Origin of the sequence: Methylobacterium organophilum, from assembly GCF_022533465.1 — a bacterium.
Classification (GTDB): Bacteria; Pseudomonadota; Alphaproteobacteria; order Rhizobiales; family Beijerinckiaceae; genus Methylobacterium; species Methylobacterium organophilum.
The window spans coordinates 2,135,059-2,161,896 of the sequence record NZ_CP092848.1; the positions used below are offsets into that span (position 1 = coordinate 2,135,059).

A 26,838-nucleotide genomic window follows, 5' to 3' on the forward strand; every position below is an offset into this window, starting at 1 on the left:
TCGGAAGTCAGCGCGAACCGGTCCGGCCCTGGCGCGCCTGCCGCGCCCAGATCCGATAGGTGCCGCCGAAGGTGTCGGGATGGCGGGTCTCGAAACCGTGCCACGCCGCCGGCGAGCGCGCCGCGGCCGGGTCCGGATGCTCGGCCGCGAACCGGGTCCGGTCCGACGGGCGTTCGGGCTCCAGGCCCAAAAATTCCAGCCCGCAGGCCTCCAGCATCGCGCCGATCCCGGGCAGCGTGAAACGGTGCTCCTCGACGTGGAAGATGAGGTCGCGGCATTCCGACAGGGTCCAGAAGTCGGAGGCGGGGCTGAGCAGCATGCCGAGGTCCGGCTGCGCCACGGCCCCGGCCATGACGGCACGCCGGCCCGCCCGCACGCCGGCCGGGGTCGGCGCGAGCGCGCGCTCCGCGACCAGGGCGCGCCCCGCGACGACGCTGGCGCGCGCGATCTCGCTGTAGAGCCCGAGGAAGAGCAGGCCGCCCGGCGCGAGCAGCCCCGAGAGGACGCGCAAGCCCTGCAAGGGCTCGCGCATGTGGTGGAGCACGCCGAAGCTCTCGATCAGGTCGAAGCGCTCGCCCAGGTTGGCGAGGTCGAGGATGTCGGCCTGCAGGTGCCGGACCGACCCGATCCCGTATTCCGCCAGCTTGCGCATGCCGTAGGCCAGGCTGCTGCGGCTCAGGTCGACCGCGAGCACCGAGGCGTCCGCGACCGACTGCACGAGCCGCATGGTCTGGATGCCGGTCCCGCACCCCGCGACGAGGACGCGTGGCCGCTCGACCGCCGGCATCTCGTCCGCGCCGAGGTGCGGCAGCGCGAGGTGGACCCGCTCGCGCAAGGGACGCGGGGTCCCGAGCAGGGCGCGCGACCAGCGCGGATAGGGGTTCTCCTCGTACTGGGCCTGGACCAGGAGGGACACGGCGTCGCGCACCGGCCTGAGCGGGACCAGGCTGTCCGCGAGGGCGCGCTCCTGGGCCGGCTCCTCGACCTGCTCGCGCACGAGGGCGCGCAGGGCGGGCGGGGCCTTGGCGAGGTCGAGGCGGGCCGCGGCCGTGCGATGCAGCGGCAGGTAGCAGGCCGCGATGGCGACCCGGCGCCAATCCGCCGCGCCCGCGTCGGCCTCGGCTCGACCGAAGCCCGCGCACAGGGCCGCCAGGGCGACCTCCTCCTGCTCGTCGGTGCAGTAGAGGTACTCGTTGAGGAAGCACTGGCGCGCCAGGGCGCAGGCGAGGGTGAGGTCCGGTGCGGGCGGCGCCCCCTCCCGCGCCGCCAGGAGCAGGCTTCGCCGCACCTCCGTCAGCAGGAGCTCAAGCCCGAGATCGGGAATGGGGGCGGCGGCGAGGAGCGCGCGGAACAGCGCGTCGTCCAGCAGGGCGCGGACGACCGCATCGGCTTCGGCGACGGTCTCGCGGGCACGCGGGGGATCGGCCGCCAACCGGGCGAGCAGGCCGTCGACGGCCGCATCCTGCCGCAGCGCCGCGACGGCCGCGGTGGCGAGCAGGCGCGGGTCGACGTCGGCCCGCCCGAACAGGGCGATCAGCACCGCCCGGAAACGTGGTCCCGCCGGCACCGCGCCGAGGTGCAGGAGCTCGCGGGCGAGCAGGCGCGGGAAGCCGGGCTGGTCCGGCGCGCAGGCGACGGCCTCCGCGAGGGCCGAGAGGCCCGCGAGCGTCTCGCCGGCCCGGAGGCGGGCGCTCCCGAGATTGGCCCAGAGCGGCGCCCGCGCCGGCGCCATCGTGACGGGGGTGGCCCGGAGCGCGGCCTCGAAGAAGGGCACGGCTTGGCCGAACTCGCCCTCCCGCACCAGCAGGAGCGCGAAGCCCGCCAGGCAGTGGGCGAGCTCCGGCTTCAGCATCAAGGCGCTCTGGTAGGCCTTGGCGGCCTCCGTGAAGCGCCCGAGCGCGCGCAGCATCTCGCCCGCCTGGCCATGCGCCTCGGCGAAATCGGGGCGGAGCTCGGCGGCCTTCCGGAAGTGGCGCAGGGCCGAGCCCGGCGCGCCGGTCTGCCGGTGCGCCTCGCCGAGGTTGAACTGCAGCAGCGGATCCTTGGACCGCGTCGCACGCACCCGCTCGAAGTGGGCCAGCGCCTCCTCGGGCCGGCCCCGGTTCAAGGCGACGCAGCCGAGCACGTCGAGGGCGGTGGGCTCATGGGGGCGGGCCGCGAGCACCGACCGGGCCTGGTGCTCGGCCTCGTCGAGACGGCCGGCGTTCAGGGCCTCGGCCGCCCGCCGCAGCGCCGGCAGCGCCGCCGACGGGACCGCGCCCGACGAGGTCCCGTCACCCGCCCGATTCCGACGCTGCCGCATGTCCGTCCTCCGCCCGCTCGCACCCAGTCCCCGCCGCCCGTCCGGCCCGCGCCACCGTCGCTCATCCCGAGGCGACCAGCAGGAGGGTCGCCGCGGCGAGGATGGCCGCCATCAGCAGGATCAGATCGCGCCGCGCGGCGGCCCGAACCCACCGCCTCACGCGGCGGCGACCGCCACGGGCTCCCGTGCTCCAGCGCGCCGTCTGCCGCGCCATCTTCTTGCTGCCCATCCCGGGCCTCCGGATTTGGTTGGGTGTCGCGCCCCCCGATGCCGACGCCCTGCGCGCAGCCGCGCCGCGGTCGGCCGAGGGAGGCGGTCTCCCGTCGCCCCCATGTCGCGGCGCGCCCGCCGTCCGCCGCCTCCCAGGGCTCGCGCCGCGCCGTCGAAGGCAAGCGCGTCCGGGAAGAGCATGATGCGGGAGGTGATCCGGGCGGCGTGGCTGGCCGCGAAGGCCGGTTGCGCGCGTGGGCCGGCTCCGCCGCGGCGGCGCCGGCCCGGGACGGCGCGCAGGGCGCAGGGGCAAGAGGGGACGGCCTGCCGCCCCGATCCGCCCCGGGCCGGCGTGCCGCGGGCAGGGCGCGGCCCGCTTCGGGCGCGGCACGCGCGGCGGGCCTCACCGGCGTCCCTCGGTCGCCTCGGCCGCCCCGGGCGCGCGTGGCCCGACGGACGGCGCCACCGAGACGGCGACGCGCACGACTTCGAGCAGGCGGCGGCCGTTCAGGACGAACAGGACGGCGGCGAGCCCCAGATAGACCCAGGCGAGGGCGGTCAGCGTCGCGACGGTGCGCGCCTCGTCCTCCCGGTACCAGAACGCCAGTCCGACCTGGATGCCGAAGAGGCCGGCCAGGGCGAGGGCGGACCAGAGCCCCAGGCGCAGGCGCAGGAGCAGCGCCAGGGCGAACAGCGACTGCGCCGCGGTCAGGAAGAACTCCTCGGCCTGGCGCGCGTCGAGCGGCAAGGCCGTCAACGAACCCGCGCCGACGCTCATCGCCAGGGGCAGCATGCCGACGAGCAGCGTCCACTGGTTGATCTTGTCGCTCACCAAGGCGGCGAGGCCGCTGGCGGCGCGCCCCGCGACCACGAACAGGATCGCGACGGTGACGGCCGGGGCCTCGCTCGCCAGCGGCGCCAGCCACTGGATCAGCAGGAACTCGTTGAGGCCCAGCAGCCGGCCCGAGCCGACCATCGCCTCCGCGAAGGGCTCGGCCGAGACCAGGATGATCCCGCAGGCGACCACCGTCAGCGCAGCCATGGACGCCCACTGGGCGGCGGGCGTCAGCGCGTTGAGGGCGGCGGCCGGGCCGGGCTCCTCGCCCTCGTCCTCCTCGGCCTCGGACCCGCCGCGCACGCGCCAGACATAGGCCGCGAAGATCGCGACGAGCACGGCGAAGTCGAGCAGCGTGATCGTGTCCTTCAGCACGATCAGGAAGGCGTAGAGGCTGGCGACGAGCAGGACGACGATCTCGACCGCGTTGCTCCGCGTCAGCGCGATGGCGCGCCCGCCCCCCTTCAGCCAGTGCAGCGCGACCAGCAACGGCCACGCCAGCCCGACCAGGAGGCGGTTGGCGCCGGTCATGTTGGCCGCGGCGTAGTGGACGTACTGGGAGTCCGGGCCCGCCTTGCCGGCCTGGTAGGCGTAGTAGAGATCGACCGCGTATTCGGGCAGCACGGTCACCAGGGCCACGACGGCGACGATCAGGCCCAAGGAGACGTGGCGTTCGGCCGCCTCCGCGCCCCACGAGAGCAGGAACCCGGCCGACAGGATCGCGGCGCCGAACGCCACCATCTCGCCGATGGGACCGACCTGCAGGCCGGTCAGGCGGATCCCCACACCCGGCAGGGCTGCCAGCACCGCGAGTGCGACCAGCATCAGGAACCGTCTCATCCCTCATCCCCCGTCACACCATCCTCCCCTTCGGCCTTGCGGCGCCGACCGTCACCCGAGTTGCCGTCCCGGAGAGTCCCGGATTTCCGCCCAAAAACGGGCGGCCCGGCGCGGGACACCTCCGTTCCGCACGGCCGACCGCCGCGGCGCGGAGATCTCGGCCCTTGTCCGTCATGCGTGCGCCGTTCGGCCGGCGAGTCAGCGGCACCAAGCCGTCCACGCCCGGAAGCCGGGGCTCGGGAGGCAGAGCTGCCGTCAAGGACCGGCTCTCGGCGTGAACACCCTCGCGCCCGCCATCCAGCGCTCAACGGTGTCCTTGTCGTCGCTGATCTGGGACAGGGCCGACACGAGGCTCACGTCGTCGTGTTGAAGACCGAGTTCTCTCGTGATCGCGTTGATGCCCGCCCGATGGGCGCATCCGACAAGTTGGAGGACGCCATAGGACTTCATGTAGACGTCGGCTTTTCCGGAAACCGCCGATTTCAAGGCGTCTTCGCACAGCACGGCATCGGAGGACAGCAACGTACGACATGCGAACGGTCGCACCGCGTAGACCGAGCAGGTTTTCTCCTCGCTCAACAGCGGGCACGGCAGGCCCGCGCGCGACCGGCCGACGACGCGGAGGGGAGCCGGTCGATGCGCGGGTGCGCCCGACGGCCGGCCTTCGGGGCCGTGCGCCGCGTCTCTCCTGCGCGCGATCAGGATCGCTTCCGGGATGGACACGTCGACATCCTGGTGGCAGCACCAGGCGCATCCCGTCCTGCAGGCGACCGGCAAGCGTCCGCCCGGAGCGTCCGCGACCAGGCCGTCGACCGCAGCGTCGCCATGCCTGAAGACGACGCCTTCCAGATAGTTCAGAAGGGCTTCGATCTTCGCCGCGGTGCTGCCTTCCGCGGACCGGCACCTCGTCAGGCCGCCGTCCCTGACGTCGCGAGCGATATTCGTCGCAGCTCCATAGATCAGTGGATCCAAATTCGTCGGCATCCCCATCGGAAGCGGGACTTGGATGGGGTGTCCCTGCCGGGATGGAACCTGTTCGGATGCTCGCCGCCGGCTTGATTGGCGGCCAAACGCTCGTCGCTCCATTGCGAACCTCGATACGTACCCATGATTTGGCTGAGCGGTTCGGGTTGTCGTCTGCATGCCGCAGAGACCGACGTATCGAGGTCGTGGTGGTTTACTCGGCTTATCCAGGTCAGCCGAAGGCAAAGCCGCCGCATCCGGCGGAACGCCAAGATGGCGGGCAAGCAGATGCCGTCCGGGACATTCGAGCGCCGGGCTGAGACCCGAGCCGCAGTCGCAGGTGCCACCGCACAGGCCCGGTCCAGGCAAGGAGTCCTGGGAACAGCCCGGAGGCTCGCGGCTTCCGTCGCGCAGCACGCCGGGCAGGTCCGCGAGAGCGATGGTAGCCTGCCTCTCGGCCGGTCCGCCCGTGGCCGCGGTCGCGAGACCGACCAGCCCCAGGATCAGCGCAAGCGCGATCATGCACGCGCCCAGGCGGAGCGGGCGGATCGCGGTCGGCACGGAGATGCGTCCGGTTTTGCGCATGGCTCTCAGGGATCGGGCCGCCGGTCACGCGAAGTGGTTTCGGGCATCCGCCCGGCCGTCGCCGGCTGACCGGACGGTGCGGCCCAGGCCGGAACGGTCCCGGGCGGCCTGTCCATGCCCCTCGTCCTGCAGCGAAGGGACTTCGCGGCCGCGGGAGACGCGGGCGTCGGGTCCGCAAGAGCCGCTGCGATCATGAGGCGCTCCCTCTGCCCGGCACCGGGGGCCAGGCCGGAGGGCCGCCTTCATGCACCCTGTAGCCACTACAGGGTCAAGGCCATATCGCGGGTCCCTTCGCCGACCGTCGGCGGTCTTGCCAGCGCCGCGGGGAGGCGCAGTTGGCCCGGCCGAGGCGTCATGCGGCCGACCGCAACCGGGACCCAGCGCGGGCCATCGTTCGTCGCCTCCGGGCCGGGGGAGGTGCACGCTCGTCCCGGATTGCCGGGGCTGCGTGCTCGTGCGATGCTCCGCGGGAGGCGGGGGGAGGTCAGCGAACCTGTGGCGATCGCGCGTTTCCTGGTGCTGTCCGTTTTCGCGTTGGCCATTGCCGTCGCGCCGGCGGCGCAATGCACGACGCCGAGACACGCCTCCCTCGCTGACCTGACGGTGGCGGAGCCCCCGGCCTATCCTCACGACGGTGGATGGAGCGTTGGCATCGTGCCGGCGCCCGACGATGGCGACGTCGTCGGCGCGGGGGCCGAGGCGATCTCCGCGGCCGCCGAGGCGGCCGGTGACATTCCGGACGACGTGGCGCCGAAGCCTTCCCACCGGCACCAGCCCCAGCAGAAGCGCGCCGCCTCCTGCCCGGCGACCTGTTCGCCCTTGGCATGCCAGGCCGCCGTGCCCGCGCCGCCGGCCTCCGGTGCCATATCGGGGCTTCGGCCGGCCGAGCGGCTCCGGGCGCTGCAGGAGGATGCCGTCGCCGACCCGCACCTCCTGCGCATCGAGCGGCCGCCGAGACGCACCGCCTGACGCGGGCGGCGCCCGGACGCGGCCGCCCCGAAACCGCGTCGCCGAGCCGGTCATCCTGAGCTGATCCCGGCCGACGGCCGGCCGTGCCCTGGTCGACGCCTCCGCGTCGCCGGTGCAACTCGGGCGCGCCGTCCCTCCCATGCCCGCCAGCCCCGCTCCGCGGCAGGCCCGCCCCCGTCCGGGACCTCCCTGATGTCGACGGCGGCGGGACCGGTCATCGGCCGCCGCGGGCAGGGGCGCCGTCGGCAAGCTCTGTGGGGCGATGCCAACCGCCGTGCCTCCGGATTGGGAGCCCGGACGCCCGCGCCGGCCCGTTACCGCCTCGTCCGCGAGGCGGCGTCATTGTCGGAGAGCGAGGATCCAGCCGATGCCGCGGTACTTCTTTGATTTCAGCGACGCCAACGGAAAGGTCTTCGACCGGGACGGCCTCGACCTCGCCGACCGAGAGGCCGTGCGGGAGGAGGTCAGCGCCACCCTTTCCGAGCTCGCCAGGGACCTGCCGCCCGGCGAGGACCGGACCACGCTGATCGCGCGGGTGCGCGACGAGGCCGGGGGCGTCCTGCTGATCGCAACGCTGTCGCTCGTCGTGGAGTGGGTCACCTAGGCCGATGCGAGCCGCCGAGGGACCGTGCCGTCAGCCCTTGCCCCGTCTCGCTCCGGCCGCGGGAAACGGATGCGCGACGGCGGCTCGGTTCGCGCTCACGTGCCGGGAGGTCAAGGCGGCACCGCGCCCGCTGCCGCGCGGGGCCTGCCGCGCGCCCCCGGGCCGGGGTTGGCGCAGCTCCGGGCGCGAGCGCGGCGCCGCATCGCTTCGCCCGGCTGCCGGAGGCCCCGGTCCCGCGGCGCGTGCGCGGCGGCCCTGGCCGCCCGGCCCGAGCCTGCGGACGGGAATCCCCGGTCGTCACCGGCCGGGCCGGGCCGGCGGAGCCCCGGCGAGGCCCGGACGCGAAACGGGGACGTGACGCGGGCACGCACGCATCGGCGCGGGCAAGCCTGACGGCCCCCACGGGATGGGATCGATCCCGGCATCGGAGCGCCCCGTGGTGACGCCAGCCTTCATCCACGCCCTGGCCCACCGGATCACGGGGCTCGACTACCCGCACGGCCACTGGTGGATCGACCTCCTGGCCGTGCTCGTCTTCGTGGTCGCGCCGGCCTGGACAGGATGGCTGATCGTCCGGTTCGGCCTGCGGTGGGCGGGGCTGCGGCGGCGCCGGCGGGCCCGGCCGAGGCCGATGCCGCCGACCGCGGTCGGCGCGTCCGAGGGCGAGCGGGGTGGCGCCTGGAGCGCTTCATCGTCCGGGCGACGCTGCGCTTCCAGCTGCGCCTCGTGCTGCTCTCGCTGCTGACCCTTCCGGCGGCGTGGCTTCTCCTGGAGATCCCCAAGCACATCATCAACCGCGCCATCACCGACGCGGACGGGGACGGCCATCCGGAGATGACCGTCCTGGGCCTCACCCTCTCGCAGGTGGAACTCCTGTTCGCCCTGTGCGCCAGCTACCTTGCCGTGCTGACGCTGGGCGGGCTCGCCAAGTACGCGGTCAACCGGGCGCGCGGGCGCGTCAACGAGCGCCTCGTGCGCCGGCTACGCCTCGCCATCGTCCGGCGGGCGCGCGGGGAAGGCTCGCCCGAGCGCCGGGCCGCGCTCGCGGCCGTCGCCGTCCAGGAGGTCGAGCCCATCGGCTACTTCGGGGCCAGCCTCGTGGCCGTGCCGCTCGTGCAGGGCGGCACGCTGGTGACCAGCGTCGCCTTCCTGCTCCTCCAGAACGCCGCCCTCGCGCTGGCCGCGCTGATGATGCTGCCGGTGCAGCTCAGCGTCCTGCCCCGCCTCCAGCGGCGCCTGAACGGCAGGGTGCGCGCGCGGGTCCACGCGACCCGGGCGCTCGGCGGCCTCCTGACCACGGAGGAGGCCGCCCGCGCGCCCGCGGCCGCGCCCGGCCCCGCACGCGGGTCGGCCCTGCTGCGGCAGATGCGGTTGGCGGAGGAGCTTGAGCGGGTGCGGGTCGAGATCAACGACCTCAAGGGCCGGCTGAAGGGGCTCTACAACTACACCTCCAACCTCACGCCGTTCTTCTTCTTCGCGATCGGCGGCTACCTCGTCGTCCAGGGCCGCCTCTCGCTCGGCGCCCTGGTCGCGGCGCTGGCGGCCTACAAGGAGATCGCGCCGGCCCTGCGCGAGCTGTTCGACTTCGCCCAGAACTGGTCCGACGCGAGCGCGCGGTTCGAGGAGGTCACCAAGGCGGTGAGCCGTCCCCGATCGGACCAGGGGCCGCGTCTCACTGACGCGCCGGGGCGGTCGATCCGGACCGCCTGAGCGCTCGCCCGCGCCCCGTCGCCGGCGCGGCGGGCTCGCCGGGAACGCGACGGGCAACGGATCGGCGTCCGGCGAAGACCGGGCTCGCGGCTCCCCGCGCGGCCCGCTCGCCGAGCCGTCGGAAGCGTGGCGGTGGTGCGGCCCGCATCCCCGCACGTCGGGGCGCGTAGACTGCTTTCGGTTAACCAAGGCCAGAGATTGCGGTGGGGTGAACTGCTTTCAGGCAAGACCGAATCTAGCCAGTCTATTTTACCATTGGTATAATTCAGCCTTCCTCAGAGAAGGAAGCTCCAGCGGCCCGCAACCGGAAAGGATGCCGCCATGGTCTATGGGTTCTTCGCGGACGATGCGTCCGGATACCACGCGGCGTTGCTGGCCGCCGCCGCCCTCGCGCGCGTCGAGCGCCCGGCCACCGTCCTGGCCTACCCCGGGCACGCGCCCGGCCCGGCCGCGCCGGCCGGCCGGCGCCCGCCCGCCCTGGTCGCCCACGGCGCGGCGGCGCAGCTCCAGGGCCTGCTCGACCGCGCGGCGGCAGCCCTGGCGGGCGGGTCGAGGTCTTCCTCGTGCTGCCGCTCGCCGCGCTGGACGAGACCGGGTCCGCGCCCGCCTCGGCGTGGCGGTCGTGACGGGCATGAGCCCGCTCCACGCCGCCCGGGCCCTGCGGGCCGTCGCGCACGCGGCCGCCCCGGCCGGCCGGCGCCCGCCGCCCCCTGGCTGCTGCCCTGGTCCGCCGCGCTCTCCGGATGCCGGCGCCTCGAAGGCAGGCTGCGGACGCTCCCGGTCCGCCTCGCCCCGCCCGGTCGCGCGGACCTCGCCGCCCTCGCGGCCGGCACGCCGGCCGCCAGCCTGCTGCGGTCGGGCACCCTGCTCATGGCCGTCCTGGAGGCCGCGGCGGCCGACCCGGACGCGCAGCGGCTCGACGCCGCGGCCCTCGGGGAGGCGCTCAGCCCCGCCGGCTCCCCGCGGACCAGGCCACCGCCGAGCGCCTCAGGGACCTCGCCGAGAGCTTCGCGCGCCTCGGCGGCGACGGCTCCCGAGCGGCGCGGGCGCCCCGCCGCGCGCCGCCGCCGAGGCGCCGCAGGCCGGACCCCGCGTTCCCGGCCGACGCCCCGCCGCCTGCCAGCCCTGCGCGGCGATGCCGGGGCTCGGTGAGCCGGCAACCCCTCCGACCTGCGCCACCCCATCGATCCTGCTGCGACGGAGACGACGATGACGACATTGGCGAACACCCGCGGCGCCCCCTCCAGGGCAACGCCCGGGCGCGCGGCGAATCCCAGGCCCCGCCGGCCCGGGCCGGCGCGCTCGCCCGGGCCGGGCCGGGGCCGCCGGACCGCGCCCGGGGCGCGCCGGGCGGCTCGCCGGCCGTCTCGCCCGCGACCCGGGCGCGGCCGTCGACCCGGCCTCGCCGCGGGACCGCGGGCGGACCGGGCCGGACGACCGCGGCTTCGCCGATGGCGCGGCGCTCGCCGCGCCGGAGGCGTGGACCCTGCTCGACGGCGCCTTCGACGACGCCAACGAGGACCTCGCCACCTTCGTCCGGCTCGCCCGCGAGACCGCGTCGCTGCCGGGCTCCTGGGCGTCCTGGGACACCGGCGAGGCGACCTGAGGCGCGCGCCGGTGCAGGGGATGCGGCACGGCCCGGGCGGCGCCGATTGTGGCTTGCTCCGTGGCCCGCACAATGGGGCGTGCGCCCGATTCCCGGGCGCCGTCCGCGGCCCGGATCGAAGCGCCCTGGATCCATCGCGCCGGCCTGGCGCGGTCCCGCGGCCTATCGCCCGGCCGGACGCTCGCGTTCCTGGGCATCCTCCGGCCATGCACCCCGCTCCCGTCGTCCCGGCCTCCCGCGCCGGAAGCAGCCCCACGCAAACGGACGCGGGAGAGCTCGCGACGGCGTGGCGAACCATCGCGACGCTCTCGCACCCGGCCACCCGGCACACGGTCGACGCGACGATGGAGAACCTGCACGCGGCGTTCGTGGCCGGCGGCATCCGGGCGACCCGGATCGCGGCCCTGAGGCGGGCGATCCGGAAGGATCTCCGGCAGGTCTGGGACGACGGGATCGTCCTCCCCCTGGCGCGGTCGCGCGCGGCGGCCGACCGCGCGCTCCTGCGCGCGCTCCCCGGGGCCTTCGCGCCGGCGGATCACGCGCAGGTGCGGGATGCCCTGCTCAGGGCCGCCCGCTGGATCCCCGAGGATGGCGCCTCCGCCCGCGCGCATGTCGAGCGCGCCCTCCGCTTCCTCGATTGCCTGCCGGCGGTCCTCCGGGCCTCCGACGAGCTGGAGGCGCTCGCGTTCACGGTCGCGCCGGAGGCGCGGCAGGCCGCGGCGCTGATGGCGGATGCCGGCGAGGCAAGCCGGGCGGCGCAGGCCGCCTCGGCCGGCCGGCGGCTGCGGGCGGCCCTGGCCAAGGGGCTGCCGCCGCTGGTCGAGGCCGTCGCGGATGCGCTCTACCGAGAGGCGCTGGGCGCGAGTGCCGGGCAGCGCTTCCGCCACGCCGCCGCGGTCCTCCGGGCGCTGCCGGCCCCCGGCGCCCGGAGGAGCGACCGCGACGGCCCGGCTTGGCGGCGGCGCCTCGCCGACGCGCTCGCGCGGGACATCGTCGACGCGGAGCTCGGCCCCGCCCTGGGTCGCCTGCTGCGCCGGCATCGGGGACTGGCGGTGGGTCCGGCGTCCTACGCCGCGGGCGAGGGACTCGACGGGGCGGTGGCGATCACCGTGACGCGCACCGCTGTCCGCCTCGTCCTGTCGGCCCGCTTCGACCTCCGGGCCGGCGGGATCGAGCTGTCCGTCGCGGCGGTCCTGCCGGGCGGCGGCGCGGCGCGGGTCTCCGACGCGGCGGCCGACACCCTGCTGGACGCCTCGGTCCCGGCCGAGCTCGACACCGCCGCGCACCGGGTCATGCGCCGGCTGACCCGGGGGGACGACCTGCCGGACCTGCCGCTGGGCCTGTCGGGGGAGGGGGACCTGGTCGTAGGCGGCCTGGCCGGGCGGGCGCCGCGCCCAGGCTTCCTGGAGCGGCTCGTCGCGATCGCGGACGCGGAGGGGGCCGGGCTGCGGATCGCTCCCGCCGACGACGCGCAGCTGACGGCGGCGCTGGCCGCGCTTGGCTTCGCCTGGGCGGAGGGCAGGGGGCAGCCCTTCATGTCGCGCGAGCCGGTCGGTCCGGCCGCGGCCTACCGGGCGGGGTGACGCCGAGTCACCCGGCCAACGGCCGGAGCGCGCCGGCACGCCCGGCCCGGGCTCGCCGCCCGCGGGCGCGCCCGGCCAGGTCTGCGCGGCCGGTCCGGACGGGAAGCCACCCGGCCGGAAGCAGGGTCGGTCAGGCAGGACCCCGTTAACCAGGCGCCTTGCGGCCGGGTCTCACCCGGTTGCCACGGGGTCCGCGACCGGGTAGGATTTCAAAATCGGCCTGGGCGCGACCGCCCGCGGGCCTTGTGGGGGATGGTCGTGCTCACCGAACTGCAACAGGCGCGGGAGAGGCTGCGCGAGCAGGCCCGGCAGGCCGAGGCGGAGATGCACGAAGCCGTGCGGTCGGCGATGCTGGCCGGTGCCGCGAAGCTTCGCGAGATCGCCACCGAACTGGCCGGCATCGACCACCTGATCGGCACGTTGGAGCGCTCCGGCCTCGCGCCGGCCGTGGCCCTCCCGCGGGCGGCCGCGGATGCGGATCGGCCGGGGGCGGAGCCCCTGCAACTGCCCGCGGTCACCGGCCCGGTCGCGAAGGTGATCGTCACGGCGTTGGCGAAGGCGGGCCCCCGGGGGATGTCCGGCGCCGAGGTGAACGAGGTCGTCCGGAAAGCCGGCTACCAGCTCGACGCCTCGGAGAAGTCCAAGACCAAGCTTAAGCGCGATGGGAAAATAATCCACGACCGGAAGGCGAAGATGTGGTACGCGCTCGGCCAGTTCCGGGCGCAGCCGTCTCAGGGCGAAACCGAGTAAAGTCCCGTCCCGGGACTTCGAGGGAGAGTAACAATGCCCGGCCAGATCAGACCGGTTCGCGTCCGCCGTGGGCGGTCGCGCGACCCTCCGCGACCGGCTCCGGTCGCGCCCCATGAGTCATGACAAAGGCGCACGGCCCGAGGGCCGCACGCCTTGAGATCACCTGCGTCTAACCACCAAGCCACCGCAGGTGTATCGCTCGACCGCGCCGGGAAGGGGAGTGGAATCCCCGGCCCAAGCGACGTCCGAGCCTTTTCGACCGCGACCGTGAAACTACCGCACCGACCGGATGAGGCACACGCCGAGGCCCGACACGTATGCCAGCTCCCGCGCGTGAAAGCAAGGGCCTGCGCGTGTCGCCTCCTTGGGGTGTCCCGGCCGCCTGATGCCGCCGAGCCGGGGCCGTCCGACGGACGCCCTCGACCGGGCCACCGACCTCGCGACCCCAGGAGAACGCCCTTGACCGATCAGTACGGCGGCGAGCCGCCCGCCGGCGACCGCTTCGTCGATCCCGCCTTCGACGCGTGGGACGACGACCTCGGCCTCCTTCTCGGCCACCCCACCGGCAAGTTCACGCCCGAGGCCTGGGACGACCAGGCGCCCGAGGACTAGCCCGCACGACCGGCCCCGGCCCGAGTGCCGGGGCCGCCTCGCCCAGCTTCCATCAACGCCCGCCACGGGCTTTCAGAGGACCGCCGCGGTCATGACGCAGCTCGAACTTTTTCCCGTCCAGAGCGACTCCCTCGCCCCGGCGGATCCGCCGGCCCTCTCGGAGCTGACGGAGGCGCAGCGCGCCCGCGCCGGACGGCGCCTGGCCTATGTGCAGGCCCTGGAAGGCCTGCCGGCCGGCGCGTGCGGCGCCGATGCCGTGCCGGCCGCCTTCGCGGCGGTCGGCCGTGAGGTGGACGACGTCAAGTGGCCGTCGCTGCGGCAGGTCAGGCGGTGGCAGCGGCTGCTCCGCACGAGCGGCGGGCAGGTGGCCGCGCTCGCCGACCGGCGGCGGTCCGTGCCGGCCCGGCCCCGCTGGGCCGCCTGGATCGGGTCCGTGGCCGACGAGGCCGCCGCCCAGGCCCGCCTGCGGCCGGCGCCCTCGCTCTCCCTGTTGACGCAGGCGGCGCTGCAGCGGTGCCGGGAAGAGGCCCTGGCCCGCGGGTGCGCGCCCGACCAGGTGCCGGCGCCCGGCACCCTTCGCCGGATGATCCGCGCCCGCATGCGGCCGCCGGCGCGCGGATCCGCGGCGCCCGCCCGGCAGGTCTTCCGGTTCCTGCACATGTCGAGCGGGCACCCCTTGGGCGAGGTGGTCGTCGGCGAGGAGACCCTCGACATCGCGCTGCCGGAACTCGACACGGATCGCGTCCACCTGCTGACCGCGCGGGACGCCTACAGCGGCGTGACGGTCGCGGCGAGGCTCTCCACGACGGAGCCCGACGGCGACGCCGTCCTCGGGCTCTTCGGTGCCCGGCCGGCCGCAGCCACGCCGGAGCCGCTCGGCGTCGCCCGCCTCTGCCTCGGTCTCCCGGACGCCCTCCTGCTCGACCACGCCCCCCGGTTCCGCAGCGAATCGGTCCTGCGGTCCGCGGCGGCGCTCGGGATCGAGCTGCGCTTCGGCCCGGCGGCCTCCGCGGGCGGGGCCGCGCCGGCGGCGGGCCTGGGGCAATGGCTCGCCGCGACCGGGGCCGCGGTGGCGACGGCCGACGGCCTGATGGCCGCGGTGCAGGATTGGCTCAGCCAGCACGACCTCGGCCGCTCGCGCCGGGACGGGCGGACCCCGCTGGACCGCTGGCAGGAGGGGGTGACGCGGTATCCAATCCGCCTGGGGGCGGCGGCCGCGCCCGCGCGGATGCCCGGCGCCGGGGCAGGGGCCTGATGTCCCGGACCCTGCGAAGCCGGCATGTCGGCAAGCCGAATCCGTCCCGCCGGATCGTCACCGGACGGCGGGACTGCATCACGGGCGAGATCCCCTCCGGCAAGCCGGGCATGGGCCACCGCATGGTGGCCTACGAGGGCCTCCTCGCGCGGGATTTCATCCTCCTCCTGGAGCAGGACGACGCCGTCCTGCGCTACCAGGAGGAGCCCGTCCCGTTCCGGTGGCACGACGGCGTCCGGTGGCACACCTACACGCCGGACTTCGCCGTCGAGATCGACGACGGGCGGCGCCTCTGCGTCGAGGTCAAGCCGCTGAAGCGGGTGATCAGGCTCGGCTGGGACGAGATCCGGCCCCGCTTGGCGGCGGGCGCCATCGCGGCCGGCTACCACGGCTTCGAGCTCTGGACCGAGGTCGAGATCGACGCGCTCCGGGTCGCGAACGCGGCGCTCGTCGCGAGCGAGCGAAGCTTCGTCGTCGACGAGGCGGAGCAGCACACCATCCGCGTCGTCCTGGACCGCTTCGGCGGCGAGGCCCGCGTCCGGGAGCTCCGAGCGGCCTCGGGCCTCGGGACCCGCGCCTTCCGGGCCGTCGTCGCCCTGGTCGCGCGCGGGGAAGCCGAGCTCACCGAACCCGGCCGACCGTTCGACGACCACGCCCTTGTCCGCCGTTCCCCGAGCCGGAGGTAGCCCCATGACAGGAGATCGGTCTCAGATCCGCACGCACCGCGGCGCGGTCGCGCTCGTCGACGGGATCCCCCACGCCATCGCGCGCGCCGCGGCCGGCGTCCTCTTGCGCCGGCTCGGGCCCGATCCCGTCACGCTTTTCCTGAGCGAGGCCGCGATGCTGGACCTTTGCCGCAGCGGGCGGCTGCGCGTGTCCGAGCCCGGGAGGGGGCGGCGTTGAACATGGGCGCTTGCCAGATCCGCCTGCAGGAGGGCGCCCTCGTCATCGTCGAGGGCGTCTACCACAAGGTGCTCTCGCGCGACGCGAGCGGCGTCACCCTGCGCACGCTCGGGGCGAGGCCGGTCTCGGTCACGAAGAGCCATGCCGAGCTGGCCGACCTCTACTTCGGCGAGCCGAGGCGCCTTCAACTGGTGGAGGACACGACCGCGGGCCTGCCCCAAGGCGTCCAGGACAACCTCCTCCGCACCATCGACACGTTCGATGTCCGCCAGCAGGACGCGGCGCTGATGCGCCTCGACTACATGCAGGCCTGCGACCGGTGCTTCGCCGAGCGGACCCACAAGAAGGTCCTGAAGGGCTACGCCGAGATCGCGAAGCTCGTCGCGGCGGAGCGTCGGCAACGGGTCATCGAGAACGAGGGCTCCCATCCCGACGACGTGCCGCTCGAACGGGTGAGCGGGTCCTCGCTGAAGGGTTGGTACGGGCGCTGGCGCAAGGGGGGCAGGGCCCTCGCGGCGCTGATCCCGTTGCACGACCAGAAGGGGCGGGCGGGTTTCCGCCTCGACCCGGAAGTCGAGGTGATCCTCGCCGAGCGGGTGCGCGAGGACTGGCTCATCCGGAACGGCCCCCCCCTCAGCCACGTCATCCTGTTCATCCAGGGCCGGGTCGAGCGCGAGAACAAGACGCGCGCCGTGCCCCTCGATGTGCCCGACGCCATGACCATCCGGCGCTGGGTGAAGGCGAACGTCAGTCGGTTCGACGAGATCTATCACCGCCAGGGCCCCGCGGAGGCGGAGCAGGCCTTCCGGCACGTCAAGAAGGCTCCTCAGGCGACGCGGCCGCTCGAAATCGTCGAGATCGACCACACGCCGCTCGACGTGCTGGTTCTGGAAGGCGACGGCACCCCGGCGCGGAACCGGCGTCGGAAGGACAAGCGCACCAAGCGCGTCTGGCTCACGGTCGCCATCTGTGCGGCCACCCGGATGATCGTCGGGTTCCATCTCAGCGAAGAGCGCCCCTCCTGGACCTCGGTGATGCATTGCCTGCGCATGGCGGTGCTGCCGAAGGACCTGACCCGCGTCCGCGTCGAGACGTCCTGGCCCGTGTTCGGCGTGCCGGAGGTGGTCAAGCTCGACAACGGACGGGAATTCCACTCCCGCTCGATGAAGGCGGCCGCCGGGCAGCTGCGGTTCGAGCTTCGCTACATGCCCCGGCGCAAGCCCCACCTGAAGGGCAAGGTCGAGCGGGCCCTCGGCACGATCGCGCGCGACTTCTGCGCCTACCTGCCGGGCCGGACCTTCCGGGACGTGCGCGAGCGGGGCGACTACGACAGCGTCGGGCAAGCCGCCCTGACCCTCGCCCAGCTCATCGAATTCTTCACGATCTGGGTCGTCGACATCTATCACAACCGCAAGCATGGCGGGCTGCTGGGACGCACGCCCCTGCAGCGCTGGCAGGACCTGATCGGCTACGGCACGCGCCTGCCGCCGTCGGCCGACGACCTCGACCCGCTCATCGCGCTCGTGGTCCCGAGGACCATCCAGCGGCACGGGATCACCTTCCTCGGGCTCACCTTCCAGTCGGACGAGCTGAAGGGCGTCCGCCGCAGGAAAGGCTTCCACTTCGGCGAGGAGTTCCTCGTCAAGGTCGATGCGTCCGATCTCGGCCACCTCCTCGTCCTGGTGGACGAGGAGGCCGGGTGGATCAGGGTTCCCTGCGACGACGCCTTGGCGGACGGCACCTCCCTTGCCGAGTGGCGCGACGTGGTCCGGACGGCGCGTCGCATGACGCTGGAGGGCCAGCGCGTCGCACGCGCGACCCTCGTCCGCGCGATGGAGCTGCTTCGCGCCGAATGCCGCAAGGCCGGCGTCAAGCCGCAGCGGTTGGCCAGCACCGACGTCGACTGGTTCCGCGAGCACGCGGACGACCCGATGTTCGAGGTGGCCTGGGACGTCGCTGACGAGAACGCCCACGAGGCCGAGCGGCTGCGGACCCGGCGCCCGAGGAAGGCCGCGCCGTCGGCCGCGGCCGACGGCCAGGCGGCGCCTGCGCCCCGCATCGGGCAGGGGGGCCGCAAGACCGGCGGGCGCCCGGTCCGCGCGGCGCAGGACGACTCGGTCGCCGCCGAGCCGGCACGATCACCGCCCGTCACCGCGGCGGCGACCGTGCCGGCGGCGACCATGCCGGCGGCGGCGGCCGACGACATCGGGTTCGATGCAGACGATCCCGATAACTGGACTGCCGAGTGAGGACCATCGCATGCTGCAAGCCCACGAAGCGGACATCTTCCGCCCCGACGTCACGGTCCTCGCCCCGCAGGAGGCCGTTCCCGCGCGCCGGGAGCGGTTCGCCACCCGTCTGAGCCCCCAGGATCTGGAGCGGCGCGCCTGGAAGAGACGCGTGAACACGATCCACGTGAACACGGACGTCGTCGTCAAGGCGGTCGCGCGCTTCGACCAGATGCTGGCCGACCTCGCCGACGACGTCGAGGGCCAGTGCCTTGTCGTTCCGGCTCCTTCCGGGGCCGGGAAGTCGCATCTGCTCGCCCGGCTGCAGATGCGCCCGTCCCTGGTGCCGTTCCGTGACGAGGTCGGCCCCGTGCGCCCGCTGGTGTTCATCAAGGCGCCCAGCCCCTGCACCCTGAAGACGCTGGGGCTCGCGCTGTACGTCGCCCTGACCGATCTGGAACTCAGCGCCACCCTGAAGGAGCACGACATCTGGCGCAGGGTCCGCCACCAGATGCACGCCCAACTCGTGTCGGTCGTCATGGTCGATGAATTCCACCACGCCCTCCGCGGGCGCACCGGCGACGAGCGGCGGGCCTTGGTCGAGACGCTGAAGAACCTCGTCCTCCCGGACCCGAACGACCCCCTGCGGCCGCCGGGGGCGGAGATGCGCCCCATCTCGCTCGTGCTCTCCGGCATGCCGTGGCTGAGGCGGGTGCTCAAGGAGGACTTCCAGTTGCTCCGACGCTGCATCTTCATGCCCATCAGGCCACTCGGCCACTCGGCGGCCTGTGTGAAGAAGGCGACGAAGTTCCTGGAGCTGATCGAGCCGCGGCTCGGCTTCCCGGCCCCCTCCGGCCTGTCCGAGCACGACATGGTCCAGCGCATGCTCAAGGCATCGGCGGGATACACCGGCCGGATGATGCACCTCGTCAAGAAGGCGGCCTTCCGCGCCATCCGAAGCGGCGCGCCGAGCATCAGCCAACTCGACCACCTAGCATTCGTCTTCGACGAGATCTTCGAGCTCGGCCCTCACCGGAACCCGTTCAGGGTGCCCGACATCTCGACCTGCCCGAAGCTGAAGGAGATCGAGTTCGACAAGCTCACCCGACTGATGGGAACCGCGCAAGCGGACATCGACCCGGACGACGCGTAGGAGGACGTCGGTGCGACTGACCATCATCCCGCCCGTCGTCGAGGGCGAATCCGCAGCGGCGCACCTGCTGCGCGCCTTCGACGTCAATGGCGAGCCGTGGAGCCGGGAACGCCTGAGGAGCGCCGGCCATGCCTTGAGCGACATCCTGCAGGGGCGCGCCGCCAAGCCCCTCGCGGACCGGCTCGGCCGTGACGGTGAGCCCTTCCTGCGATGGACCCCGGCGGAGGTCACCAAGCGGAGGGTCGTGATCGCCGGCGAGGAGATCCACCGGGACGACTGGACGACGAACGCGCGTCGCTGGTGCCCGCGCTGCTGGGACGACGACCTCCGCCGGCCGCGGTCCGGACGTCACGCCCATTGGAACGTTCACCGGCGCTTCTGGTGGGACGTGGCTGCCGTCCGCACCTGCCCGGTGCATCACGTCCTGCTGGCCGCGGCTTGCCCGACCTGCGGCGTGGACGTCACCTGGGAAGCCGGCTCGCTGACCCGGTGCAGGAACGGCCACCCCCTGCTGGCCTGCGAGGGCGTCGAGGTCGCGCCCGGCACGACCCTGGCGGACGCCTACGTGGTCGGCCGCCTCGGCGGCATGCCGAGGACGGAGGTCCCCATTCTCGACGGGCTGACGCTCGCAGAGGCTTGCGACGCCATGGAGCGGCTGGGCGTCGCCCGGCACGGGGGCGCCGACGGGGCCTTGTCGAAGTTTCCGGCGGAACGCCATCCCGAGGTGCTTTCGGCCGGCCTCGCCATCGCGCGGGACTGGCCGCGCGCCTTCGAGGCCCTGCTCGACGGGATGGCCGGAGCCGACCATGTCGGCCTCGGGGCCTGGGGCGCCGAACAGGTCTATGGCTACCTGTACCTGTGGGCGAAGCGACTGCCGGCGGGAGGGAGCGGTGACGCGGTGCGGGCGATCCTCTTCGCGCATCACGCGGCACGGGGTCCGGTCCACAAGACCTCGGTGGTGATCCGGCATGCCGATGTCCCCCTGGTCAGCCTCGCCGAGATCGCGGCCCAGTGCGGGCGCCGGCCGGAGTTCGTCGCCGGCTACGTCAAGGCCCTGGGTGCGTGGCCGGAACGGACCAAGCGGGGCACGCCCATCGGCATCACCCGCGAGACCGCCGCCGAGATCCGCGCGCTCCTCGACCGTGCGGTCCGCGCGGACGACCTGCCCGCCGCGCTCGGGCTGGCCAAGCGACAGGCCAGGATGCTGGTGGCCGCCCGCATCGTCCCGCCAGCCGAGATCCATCGTCGCGCCGGCATCAAGGCCGAGGTATTCGACCGGGGTGCCATCGACGCCGTGCTGGCCCGACTCCGCGGCCCAGCGCCGACCGTCGAGGCCGCTCCCGCCGGCCTCCTGCCGCTCGCGCGCGCCAGCCAGCACGGCAAGGTCGACGGCGTGCGCGGCACCTGCGCCATGATCTTGGCCGGACAGCTCCGGGTCAGGGCGGTCCTGCGGGACGCGCCCGGCCTCGCGGGGTTCCTCCTCGACCCGGAGGACATCAGGGCCGCGCGCCGGTCCCGCGGGGGCGGCGGCCTCACCCTCGCAGAGGTCGGCCGGCGCATCACGGTGCCGTCCGACGTCGTCGGCCTGATCGTCCGGCAAGGCCTGCTGACCGGGACCGCGACCGCATGCGGGGAGATCCTCGTCCCGGAGGATGCGTTGGCGGCCTTCGAGAGCGAGTACGCAACCACGGGGGCCCTCGCCAGGGACATCGGATCCGGCATTCGGTGGGTGCGGGAAGCCCTCGACCGGGCCGGCATCAAGCCGGTTTTCGCGACCGCCGGCCGTAAGGTCACGACGGTGTGGTCCCGGGAGGATGTACCGCGGGACCTCCGGCGCCGCATTCCCAGGACGCATGCGCGCCCGCTCTAACGGAGGTTGCGCCTCGGCGGCGGGATACGTGAGCGGACCGTGCGGGGCTGCCCCATCCGAGAGCCCGCGGCGGGCGCACCGGGCGCCCGGGTCCTGCGACGCGGCGGCCGCCGCCCGGGAACCCGAGAGACGCAAGAGGATGGCGGCCCAAGGCAATTTCGCAGCAGCGTGCTGCAAGATCGCGGGACCGGCCCAATACTCGCCGAAGCCCTCCCGTGCTTGAGGTCTCGTCGCGGGAAGCGTCCTGCGCCGAAGTCCGTCCCATTGTGCTCCTACAGCCGGGGAACGGGCTCGGCCCCCCAGCGCCGGCTCTCCTGCTTGTCGGCGATGGACCGATGGCCCCCAGCTTGCGCCGCGTTCAGGCTCCTCACGATGTCGGGGGCGCCGGCATGGTGTAATGACGGCGTGCCCGACCGTTCGGCCGGTCTCAGGGCACGGCATACGCTCGCGAAATCACGGCCCTTGTGGATGTTGGTGACACCGCATGTTTGACTGGCTCCGATCCCTCCTGCGCCGTCTCTGGCTTGGCCGTTCGGGCGACGCGCCTCGAACCGAACGTCCCGTTGAACCGCGGCACCGACAGGTCACGATCCGCCGCTACGGCGGTGGGGACAGGCCGCCGCCGCTGCACTGGAAGGCCTGCCACCCGTCGACGGTGAGGCGCTTCAAGGCCGAGATGACCTGCTCGCAGGGTCACGCGCTCGTGCTGAAGGACCACACGGTCACGGCGGAGGGCCGGGTCCTGCCGAGCGTCGTCTGCCAGGCTCGCGGCTGCACGTTCCACGAGTTCGTCCGCCTGGACGGTTGGGCGGCAGGCGAGCTGCGCTGAGGCGCGGCGGAGCTCAGGCGGCGAGCACGTCCTCCTCGCCGCCCAGGGTCTCTGGCCTGACCTCGCGCCCCTCGTCGTCGAACGCGTAGAGGAGGGCGATGCGGCGGCCGGTCCAGACGTACCGGTAGTGCACCGTCTGGATCGAGCGGCCGAGCACGCTTGCCCTGAGCACGGCCAGGCACGTCGCGCTTGAGCGCTCGGGAGGGTGGTAGAGAACCCCGTCGGCCTCGGAGGATACGCGGGCGCCGATCTCGCGGCACGCCTTCGCGTCGAGATCGGCCGGGACGTGGCGAAGGTCCACGAAGCGTCCCTCGGCCGGCGTCCGCAGCATGCGCATGTCGAGGCCGATGGGCGCCTCACGGGTCCGGGCGAGAAACCTCTCGCGACGCGCCACCGACACGGCGAGCGCGGTCTGGCGGTCCGCAGCCAGTTCCAGGCACGGCCTCAGGTGATCGAAGAAGCGGCTGCCCTCCGGGTTGCCGTAGGCGAAGGGCGCGTGGTTCCAGTTCTGCAGCCTCGGGGCATCGGCCGGGACCCCGGGTCGGAGCCGCGCGAGGCGGTCAATCGAGCGGAGGCGCGGGTTCGTGATGTCCTCGACCGCGACGAGGGCCTCGACCCTGCCGTCGGCCACGAGCCCGTCATAGACGGACACGGGCGGAAACCGGGACGGGATCAAGCGGAACGCGTCACCCTTCCACGTCGTCAGGGAAAAATCTTCAGCCGCCACGCTGAGCATCCAGGTAGATGCGGACCTTGTACAAGTCCGCGAATTTCCCCGAGAGCATGACGTCGAGCGCGCTCGCCCCATCGAAATACTCGTTCGGCGCCCTGATCCACTCGTCCCCACGCTCGTCTACGGTAAACAGGATGCGCAGCGCCTTCCAGATCGAGAGAAGGTGAGACACCCGCTCCGTCGTGTCCGGCGGGATGCTGCCCCCTTCCTTCTTCCACTTGAAAAACGTCGACCGCGCCGGCGAACCGAGAAGCGCGATCTGCTCGTCGGCGCTCAGGTGCCACCTGTCGGCCATCGCGAAGAACGCTTCGAGCTCCACAGGGAGCCGCGACGACCCAGCCTCGTTCCGGGCGCCGTGGGCAGAATTCGTCATCAACCCCTCCCTGGTCCAGAATCGGACTTGACGGCCGACCTAGTCCAGATACATACAGTCCCAGCCGAGACTGAAAGCGTCTTTTAGTCCAAGGCCGTCGTCCGTCAAGAGTGTGTACGGGAACGTCGGCGCGCGCCAGCAGGTGGAGACGAGGATGAAGGTTATGGATAACGCGCGGGCCCGCAGCTTCGTGTTCCCGGTGAACGGCACCCCGGTTCGCTTCGACGACGGCGAGGTCACCGGGCGTGAGGTCCTCACCAGGGCCGGCCTCTTGCCCGCGAGCGAGCACCAGCTCATCCTGGTCCGGGGCGGCCGCACCCACCTCGTGGGCACGGACGACAAGGTCGACCTCGTCGCCGAGGAAGGCGGCGCGTTTCGCGGCTTCCGCAGCGACCGCAGCTTCTCCTTCACGGTGGACGAGGTCGGCCAGGTCTGGGGTGACGGCCGGATCGAGGTCGACGAGCTCCTCGCCATCCTGCACGTCCCGGCAGGCCACGACCTCGTGCTGGAGCGCGAGGACGAGCCCGACAAGATCCTGCGGCCCGGCGGCGCGGTGTCGTTCGAGACTCGCGGCGTCGAGCACATCGTCTCGCGGCGCGCGCAACGGCCGGACTTCGTGCTGGTGACCGTGTTCACCACGAGCGGCGTTTTCCCGGCCGAGGGGGCGGTGCGGGTTCCCGCGACGACGCCGGTCGCGGACGTGCTGGTCCGCGCCGCGCGCAAGCTGGAGCTCGGCGACACCGCGACGTGGATCACGACCGTCGGCAACCGCGACATCGATCCGTCCGCCTCCTTTGCCGGGAACGGGCTCTCCGGCGAGGTCGAGATCGAGTGGGGGCCCCGCGAGGGCGGTGGGGGCGCCCGTGCTTGAGCTGCTCTCCCGGGCCGCGTTCGAGCGCGACGTGCGCCGCCTCGATTCCCGAACCGCGGCCCACCGCAACTGGACGGTCCTTCAGGCGGAGTATCCCGTGCTCGACGTGATCCTCGGGCATCCGACCGCCGCGCCCCTGAGGCTCCGTTTCACCTGCGTCGATTGGGACGACCTCCCCCCGTCGGTCGAACTGCTCGACGCCGCCGGGCAACACCTCTCGCAGGCTCCCCCCGGGGCCGGCGGCATCTTCCACCCCAGTCCCCATCCCGTGACCGGCCGCATGTTCGTCTGCATGCGCGGAACGCGCGAGTACCACACCCACTTCAGCCATGTCGGCGAGCGGTGGGACGGTTACCGCGGCCAGTCCGGCCTGGATCTGCTCGGCATCCTCGACCAGATCTGGCGCTGCTGGAAGAGGGCGGTCGGATGACAGCCGTCGCTTGCACCGCCGCCATCCTCGCGGAAACCCTCGACCGCCTCCGCGTCGGGGGGCGGCGCGGCGAGGAGCGCGCCGTGCTCTGGCTCGCGCGCTCGGCCTCGGCGGCGCCGACGCCCGTGCAGGAGGTCTACGAACCCGAGCAGGCCACCGCCGAGGACTACTTCCACCTGCCGCCCGCGAGCATGCGCGCGCTGATGGGGCACCTTCGCGCCCACCGTCTCAAGATCGTCGCCCAGGTCCATACCCATCCGGGCAGGGCGTTCCATTCCGAGGCGGACGACGCCTGGGCCATCGTCCGGCATCGCGGGGCCCTCTCCCTGGTGCTGCCGCGCTTCGCCGCGACGGCGACGCCCGGGACCTTCCTGGAGGAGGCGATGGTCTACGAGCTCTCGGACGCTGGACTGTGGGAGCATGTGCGCCGGCCGGGCGAGCGCATCCGCATCGAGGTGACGCCATGATCACGCCCGCCCAAGAGAACGCCCGGATGCTGGCCGCCATCCTCGGAAGCGACGAGGACGACGCGTCCGAGCGCCTCAACCGGGCGGTTCTGGTCACCGCTCCTCCCGGCGGCGCGGACGCCGCCTGGGCGGCGGAAGTGGCGGCCCTGCTCGCGCGGACCGTCGGCGTGGTGACCTCGCCGGCCGAGGAGGCGCAGCTCGAACTCGTCATCGGCGAGGCGGCCGCGCGGACGGACCTGCCCCGGCTGCACGCCGCCATCGACGCCGGCGGCGCCACCGTCGATGTCCGCCCCGTCGGGCGGACGGGCGGCCCGCCGCCCCATCCCCTGCTGGCCGCCGTCGCCGCATGCCCGGCGGCCGCCGCGACCCTGCGGATGCTGCTCGACGACCCGGCACTTCCGGCCGTCGCCTACCCGCTCCGGCTGGACTTCGACCAGCTCGGCGTGCCGGACGCGGCGCTCGCGACGACCGTCGATCTCTCGGACGCCGTGCTCGTCGGCGCCGGCGCCGTGGCCCACGGCTTCGTTCGCGCCCTGCGCCACCTGCGCGCCGTCGGCCGCCTCCGCATCGTCGACCCGAAAACGGTAGGCTCAGGCAATCCCAACCGCTGCCTCTACCTGGGCGACGAGGATGTCGGCCGCGACAAGGCCGTCGCGCTCGCCGAGCGCGCCGCGGCCGACTTCCCCGAGCTCGCGTTCGAACCACTCGTCCAGGACTTCTCGGCCTATTGCAAATCCGCGGGGCCGCCCGCCACGGCCATCGTCACGGTCGACAGCAGGCGCGCGCGGCGCGGGATCCAGAAGGAGCTTCCGGGCCGGGTCCTCGACGCGTCCACGACCGACGTGCGCGGCGTCGTCGTGCACTCGCACCGGCAGCCCACGCAGGATGCCTGCATGGCCTGCATCTACCGTCACGTTCCCGACGAGCACGCGCGGGAGCGCTCGATCGCGGATGGGCTGGGCGTCGACCTCGCCGCGGTCAGGGAGGGTTTCATCTCGGCCGAGGCCGCCGGGCGGATCCATCGGGCCCATCCCCAGATCGATCCCGCGGGGATCGTGGGCACGGCCTATGACAGCCTCTTCAAGCAGCTCTGCGCCGCACAGACACTGCTGACACCGGAAGGCAGGCAGGTGCTCGCCCCGTTCGCGTTCGTGTCGAGCATGGCCGGCGCCTTGCTGGTGGTCGAACTTCTGCGCTCGAACGCGGGGGCGGCGGCGACCAACTATTGGGCCGTCGATCCCTGGAAGGCCCCCATCGGGCGGCGCCGGCTGCGGCGGGCGCGCGATCCGCACTGCGAGTTCTGCTCCAAGCCCGAATCGGACGCGGCGGCCGAGCACCTCTGGGGCCGGAACGCGGCGGGGTGACCTGCCGACGCCGTGATCGCTCGGGCCCGCGGGACCGTTTTCCGGGGCGGCGCGCTCCGGGCGGCGAGGCGCCCGGAGCGTCGGGCGGCCCCTGAGCGAGGTGGTGTCGAGGCCGATCTCGGCGGCACGGCGCGAAGTGCCGCGACGCCGGCGGATGAGGCGGAAGAGCCGACGGCAGGCGGGCCCTTCGCCGGGCTCCGGGGCGGACCTCGGGGCGGGCGCCGAGCGGGGCCGGTCACGGCAGGCCGTCCGGGTCGGCCCTCCCGGGAAGGGGCGGCGCCGGAGCTGATAGGACGTCCACGCCCATCGAGCGTCGCCCGTCCGCGGGCCACGCCCAGACATGGTCCGGCAGCCGGGCTCGCTCGAAGGACAGGCTTCCCGGGAAGTCAGGACAAATTGTGTTGAGAGCGTTCCTTCGGCGAGGCCGGAAATCGGGACAAGCTTTCGCGATAGCTTGGCCCGCCGGCCCACGCCGGATCGGCCGTTCCAAGCCCCGGGCGGCGAGCCCCGCCCAGTGGGCGAGAGCGCTGGCCTGGCGATCGTAGAGCCGCCACCGTGGTGGCGAAGGCGCGGACGGGGGGCGAAGCCAAGGGCCGGGCTGATCGACCGCTACCGTCGCTTCGTCCGGCATCATCGCTCCGCCTCGCTCGGGAGCGGCGGAACGCCCACGGCATCGGACGCCACGCGCGGTCACAAGCCATGGACATCCGCGGACGTGTAACCACCGCGATCCGCGGGACGAAATCCAAAGAAAACGGCGAGACGTACGCGCCCCATCGTCGATTGCGGAGGT

The 26,838-nt window shown here is 73.6% G+C and carries 23 protein-coding genes; 17 read left to right on the forward strand and 6 right to left on the reverse strand.

Going from position 1 to position 26,838, the window contains the following annotated elements; translation table 11 throughout:
- Positions 1-7 precede the first annotated feature (7 nt).
- The 4 genes from MMB17_RS09885 to MMB17_RS09900 form a co-directional block, all read right to left on the reverse strand.
- Positions 8-2,302, reverse strand: coding sequence for a class I SAM-dependent methyltransferase (locus MMB17_RS09885; RefSeq protein WP_012752987.1), 2,295 nt, complete (start codon positions 2,300-2,302; stop codon positions 8-10).
- Between the two features lie 61 nt (positions 2,303-2,363).
- Positions 2,364-2,531: a hypothetical protein gene (locus MMB17_RS09890; protein WP_012752988.1), complete on the reverse strand. Its 168-nt coding sequence runs from the start codon at positions 2,529-2,531 to the stop codon at positions 2,364-2,366.
- Between the two features lie 384 nt (positions 2,532-2,915).
- The gene (locus tag MMB17_RS09895) at positions 2,916-4,187 is read right to left on the reverse strand and encodes a sodium/hydrogen exchanger (RefSeq protein WP_012752990.1); all 1,272 of its coding nucleotides are present in this window, start codon (positions 4,185-4,187) and stop codon (positions 2,916-2,918) included.
- 255 nt (positions 4,188-4,442) lie between these two features.
- Positions 4,443-5,159, reverse strand: coding sequence for a YkgJ family cysteine cluster protein (locus MMB17_RS09900; RefSeq protein WP_158022374.1), 717 nt, complete (start codon positions 5,157-5,159; stop codon positions 4,443-4,445).
- Positions 5,160-6,230: 1,071 nt separating this feature from the next.
- Here MMB17_RS09900 and MMB17_RS09905 point away from each other — a divergent pair.
- From MMB17_RS09905 to MMB17_RS09965, 13 genes are all read left to right on the forward strand, one after another.
- Complete coding sequence (locus MMB17_RS09905) at positions 6,231-6,704, forward strand: hypothetical protein (protein WP_012752991.1); 474 nt, start codon at positions 6,231-6,233, stop codon at positions 6,702-6,704.
- 367 nt (positions 6,705-7,071) lie between these two features.
- A complete protein-coding gene (locus MMB17_RS09910; RefSeq protein ID WP_009862913.1) occupies positions 7,072-7,308 on the forward strand; it encodes a DUF6894 family protein in 237 nt (78 codons plus the stop codon).
- 561 nt (positions 7,309-7,869) lie between these two features.
- The gene (locus MMB17_RS09915; RefSeq protein WP_241101818.1) at positions 7,870-9,018 is read left to right on the forward strand and encodes a multidrug ABC transporter ATPase; all 1,149 of its coding nucleotides are present in this window, start codon (positions 7,870-7,872) and stop codon (positions 9,016-9,018) included.
- Between the two features lie 321 nt (positions 9,019-9,339).
- Complete coding sequence (locus MMB17_RS09920) at positions 9,340-10,170, forward strand: hypothetical protein (protein WP_241101819.1); 831 nt, start codon at positions 9,340-9,342, stop codon at positions 10,168-10,170.
- Between the two features lie 798 nt (positions 10,171-10,968).
- Positions 10,969-12,207 carry a hypothetical protein gene (locus MMB17_RS09925; RefSeq protein WP_238231845.1) on the forward strand — a complete coding sequence of 413 codons (1,239 nt, stop codon included), beginning with the start codon at positions 10,969-10,971 and terminating at the stop codon, positions 12,205-12,207.
- 258 nt (positions 12,208-12,465) lie between these two features.
- Complete coding sequence (locus MMB17_RS09930; protein WP_158022375.1) at positions 12,466-12,957, forward strand: hypothetical protein; 492 nt, start codon at positions 12,466-12,468, stop codon at positions 12,955-12,957.
- Positions 12,958-13,416: 459 nt separating this feature from the next.
- Positions 13,417-13,569, forward strand: coding sequence for a hypothetical protein (locus MMB17_RS09935; protein WP_009863639.1), 153 nt, complete (start codon positions 13,417-13,419; stop codon positions 13,567-13,569).
- A gap of 91 nt (positions 13,570-13,660) precedes the next feature.
- The gene (locus MMB17_RS09940; protein ID WP_066927218.1) at positions 13,661-14,824 is read left to right on the forward strand and encodes a hypothetical protein; all 1,164 of its coding nucleotides are present in this window, start codon (positions 13,661-13,663) and stop codon (positions 14,822-14,824) included.
- Entirely contained in the window at positions 14,824-15,510 is a 687-nt protein-coding gene (locus MMB17_RS09945; protein WP_012752999.1) for a TnsA endonuclease N-terminal domain-containing protein, read from the forward strand. Before MMB17_RS09940 ends, MMB17_RS09945 begins: the two co-directional genes overlap by 1 nt.
- Before the next feature lie 219 nt (positions 15,511-15,729).
- The gene (locus MMB17_RS09950) at positions 15,730-17,976 is read left to right on the forward strand and encodes a DDE-type integrase/transposase/recombinase (RefSeq protein ID WP_082222805.1); all 2,247 of its coding nucleotides are present in this window, start codon (positions 15,730-15,732) and stop codon (positions 17,974-17,976) included.
- Between the two features lie 10 nt (positions 17,977-17,986).
- The gene (locus MMB17_RS09955; RefSeq protein ID WP_066923658.1) at positions 17,987-19,108 is read left to right on the forward strand and encodes an ATP-binding protein; all 1,122 of its coding nucleotides are present in this window, start codon (positions 17,987-17,989) and stop codon (positions 19,106-19,108) included.
- 10 nt (positions 19,109-19,118) lie between these two features.
- Positions 19,119-20,978: a TniQ family protein gene (locus tag MMB17_RS09960; RefSeq protein WP_066923656.1), complete on the forward strand. Its 1,860-nt coding sequence runs from the start codon at positions 19,119-19,121 to the stop codon at positions 20,976-20,978.
- 484 nt (positions 20,979-21,462) lie between these two features.
- Positions 21,463-21,807 (forward strand): hypothetical protein, encoded by a 345-nt coding sequence (locus MMB17_RS09965; protein WP_012753004.1) that lies wholly within the window; start codon positions 21,463-21,465, stop codon positions 21,805-21,807.
- A 13-nt stretch (positions 21,808-21,820) separates the two neighbouring features.
- On the opposite strand, the gene MMB17_RS09970 is transcribed toward MMB17_RS09965, so the two are convergent.
- Both MMB17_RS09970 and MMB17_RS09975 read right to left on the reverse strand, forming a co-directional pair.
- Positions 21,821-22,459, reverse strand: coding sequence for an RES family NAD+ phosphorylase (locus tag MMB17_RS09970; RefSeq protein WP_238231842.1), 639 nt, complete (start codon positions 22,457-22,459; stop codon positions 21,821-21,823).
- Between the two features lie 64 nt (positions 22,460-22,523).
- Entirely contained in the window at positions 22,524-22,913 is a 390-nt protein-coding gene (locus MMB17_RS09975; protein ID WP_012753006.1) for an MbcA/ParS/Xre antitoxin family protein, read from the reverse strand.
- Positions 22,914-23,067: 154 nt separating this feature from the next.
- On the opposite strand from MMB17_RS09975, the gene MMB17_RS09980 reads away from it, so the two are divergent.
- The 4 genes from MMB17_RS09980 to MMB17_RS09995 are packed head-to-tail and all read left to right on the forward strand — an operon-like array spanning position 23,068 to position 26,045.
- Positions 23,068-23,784, forward strand: a complete 717-nt coding sequence (locus MMB17_RS09980; RefSeq protein WP_142584743.1) for a multiubiquitin domain-containing protein — start codon at positions 23,068-23,070, stop codon at positions 23,782-23,784.
- The gene (locus MMB17_RS09985; protein WP_043766874.1) at positions 23,777-24,214 is read left to right on the forward strand and encodes a putative metal-binding protein; all 438 of its coding nucleotides are present in this window, start codon (positions 23,777-23,779) and stop codon (positions 24,212-24,214) included. Before MMB17_RS09980 ends, MMB17_RS09985 begins: the two co-directional genes overlap by 8 nt.
- A complete protein-coding gene (locus tag MMB17_RS09990; protein ID WP_009865918.1) occupies positions 24,211-24,681 on the forward strand; it encodes a Mov34/MPN/PAD-1 family protein in 471 nt (156 codons plus the stop codon). The genes MMB17_RS09985 and MMB17_RS09990 overlap by 4 nt, the downstream gene beginning before the upstream one ends.
- Positions 24,678-26,045, forward strand: coding sequence for a ThiF family adenylyltransferase (locus MMB17_RS09995; RefSeq protein WP_012753009.1), 1,368 nt, complete (start codon positions 24,678-24,680; stop codon positions 26,043-26,045). The genes MMB17_RS09990 and MMB17_RS09995 overlap by 4 nt, the downstream gene beginning before the upstream one ends.
- Positions 26,046-26,838: the final 793 nt, after the last annotated feature.

What these genes read in the sequence shown, in the direction of transcription:
- MMB17_RS09885 (WP_012752987.1), bottom strand. Translation starts at nt 2,302, where the DNA reads ATGCGGCAGCGTCGGAATCGGGCGGGTGACGGGACCTCGTCGGGCGCG.
- MMB17_RS09890 (WP_012752988.1), bottom strand. Translation starts at nt 2,531, where the DNA reads ATGGGCAGCAAGAAGATGGCGCGGCAGACGGCGCGCTGGAGCACGGGA.
- MMB17_RS09895 (WP_012752990.1), bottom strand. Translation starts at nt 4,187, where the DNA reads ATGAGACGGTTCCTGATGCTGGTCGCACTCGCGGTGCTGGCAGCCCTG.
- MMB17_RS09910 (WP_009862913.1), top strand. Translation starts at nt 7,072, where the DNA reads ATGCCGCGGTACTTCTTTGATTTCAGCGACGCCAACGGAAAGGTCTTC.
- MMB17_RS09915 (WP_241101818.1), top strand. Translation starts at nt 7,870, where the DNA reads ATGGCTGATCGTCCGGTTCGGCCTGCGGTGGGCGGGGCTGCGGCGGCG.
- MMB17_RS09920 (WP_241101819.1), top strand. Translation starts at nt 9,340, where the DNA reads ATGGTCTATGGGTTCTTCGCGGACGATGCGTCCGGATACCACGCGGCG.
- MMB17_RS09925 (WP_238231845.1), top strand. Translation starts at nt 10,969, where the DNA reads ATGGAGAACCTGCACGCGGCGTTCGTGGCCGGCGGCATCCGGGCGACC.
- MMB17_RS09940 (WP_066927218.1), top strand. Translation starts at nt 13,661, where the DNA reads ATGACGCAGCTCGAACTTTTTCCCGTCCAGAGCGACTCCCTCGCCCCG.
- MMB17_RS09945 (WP_012752999.1), top strand. Translation starts at nt 14,824, where the DNA reads ATGTCCCGGACCCTGCGAAGCCGGCATGTCGGCAAGCCGAATCCGTCC.
- MMB17_RS09950 (WP_082222805.1), top strand. Translation starts at nt 15,730, where the DNA reads ATGGGCGCTTGCCAGATCCGCCTGCAGGAGGGCGCCCTCGTCATCGTC.
- MMB17_RS09955 (WP_066923658.1), top strand. Translation starts at nt 17,987, where the DNA reads ATGCTGCAAGCCCACGAAGCGGACATCTTCCGCCCCGACGTCACGGTC.
- MMB17_RS09965 (WP_012753004.1), top strand. Translation starts at nt 21,463, where the DNA reads ATGTTTGACTGGCTCCGATCCCTCCTGCGCCGTCTCTGGCTTGGCCGT.
- MMB17_RS09975 (WP_012753006.1), bottom strand. Translation starts at nt 22,913, where the DNA reads ATGACGAATTCTGCCCACGGCGCCCGGAACGAGGCTGGGTCGTCGCGG.
- MMB17_RS09980 (WP_142584743.1), top strand. Translation starts at nt 23,068, where the DNA reads ATGAAGGTTATGGATAACGCGCGGGCCCGCAGCTTCGTGTTCCCGGTG.
- MMB17_RS09990 (WP_009865918.1), top strand. Translation starts at nt 24,211, where the DNA reads ATGACAGCCGTCGCTTGCACCGCCGCCATCCTCGCGGAAACCCTCGAC.
- MMB17_RS09995 (WP_012753009.1), top strand. Translation starts at nt 24,678, where the DNA reads ATGATCACGCCCGCCCAAGAGAACGCCCGGATGCTGGCCGCCATCCTC.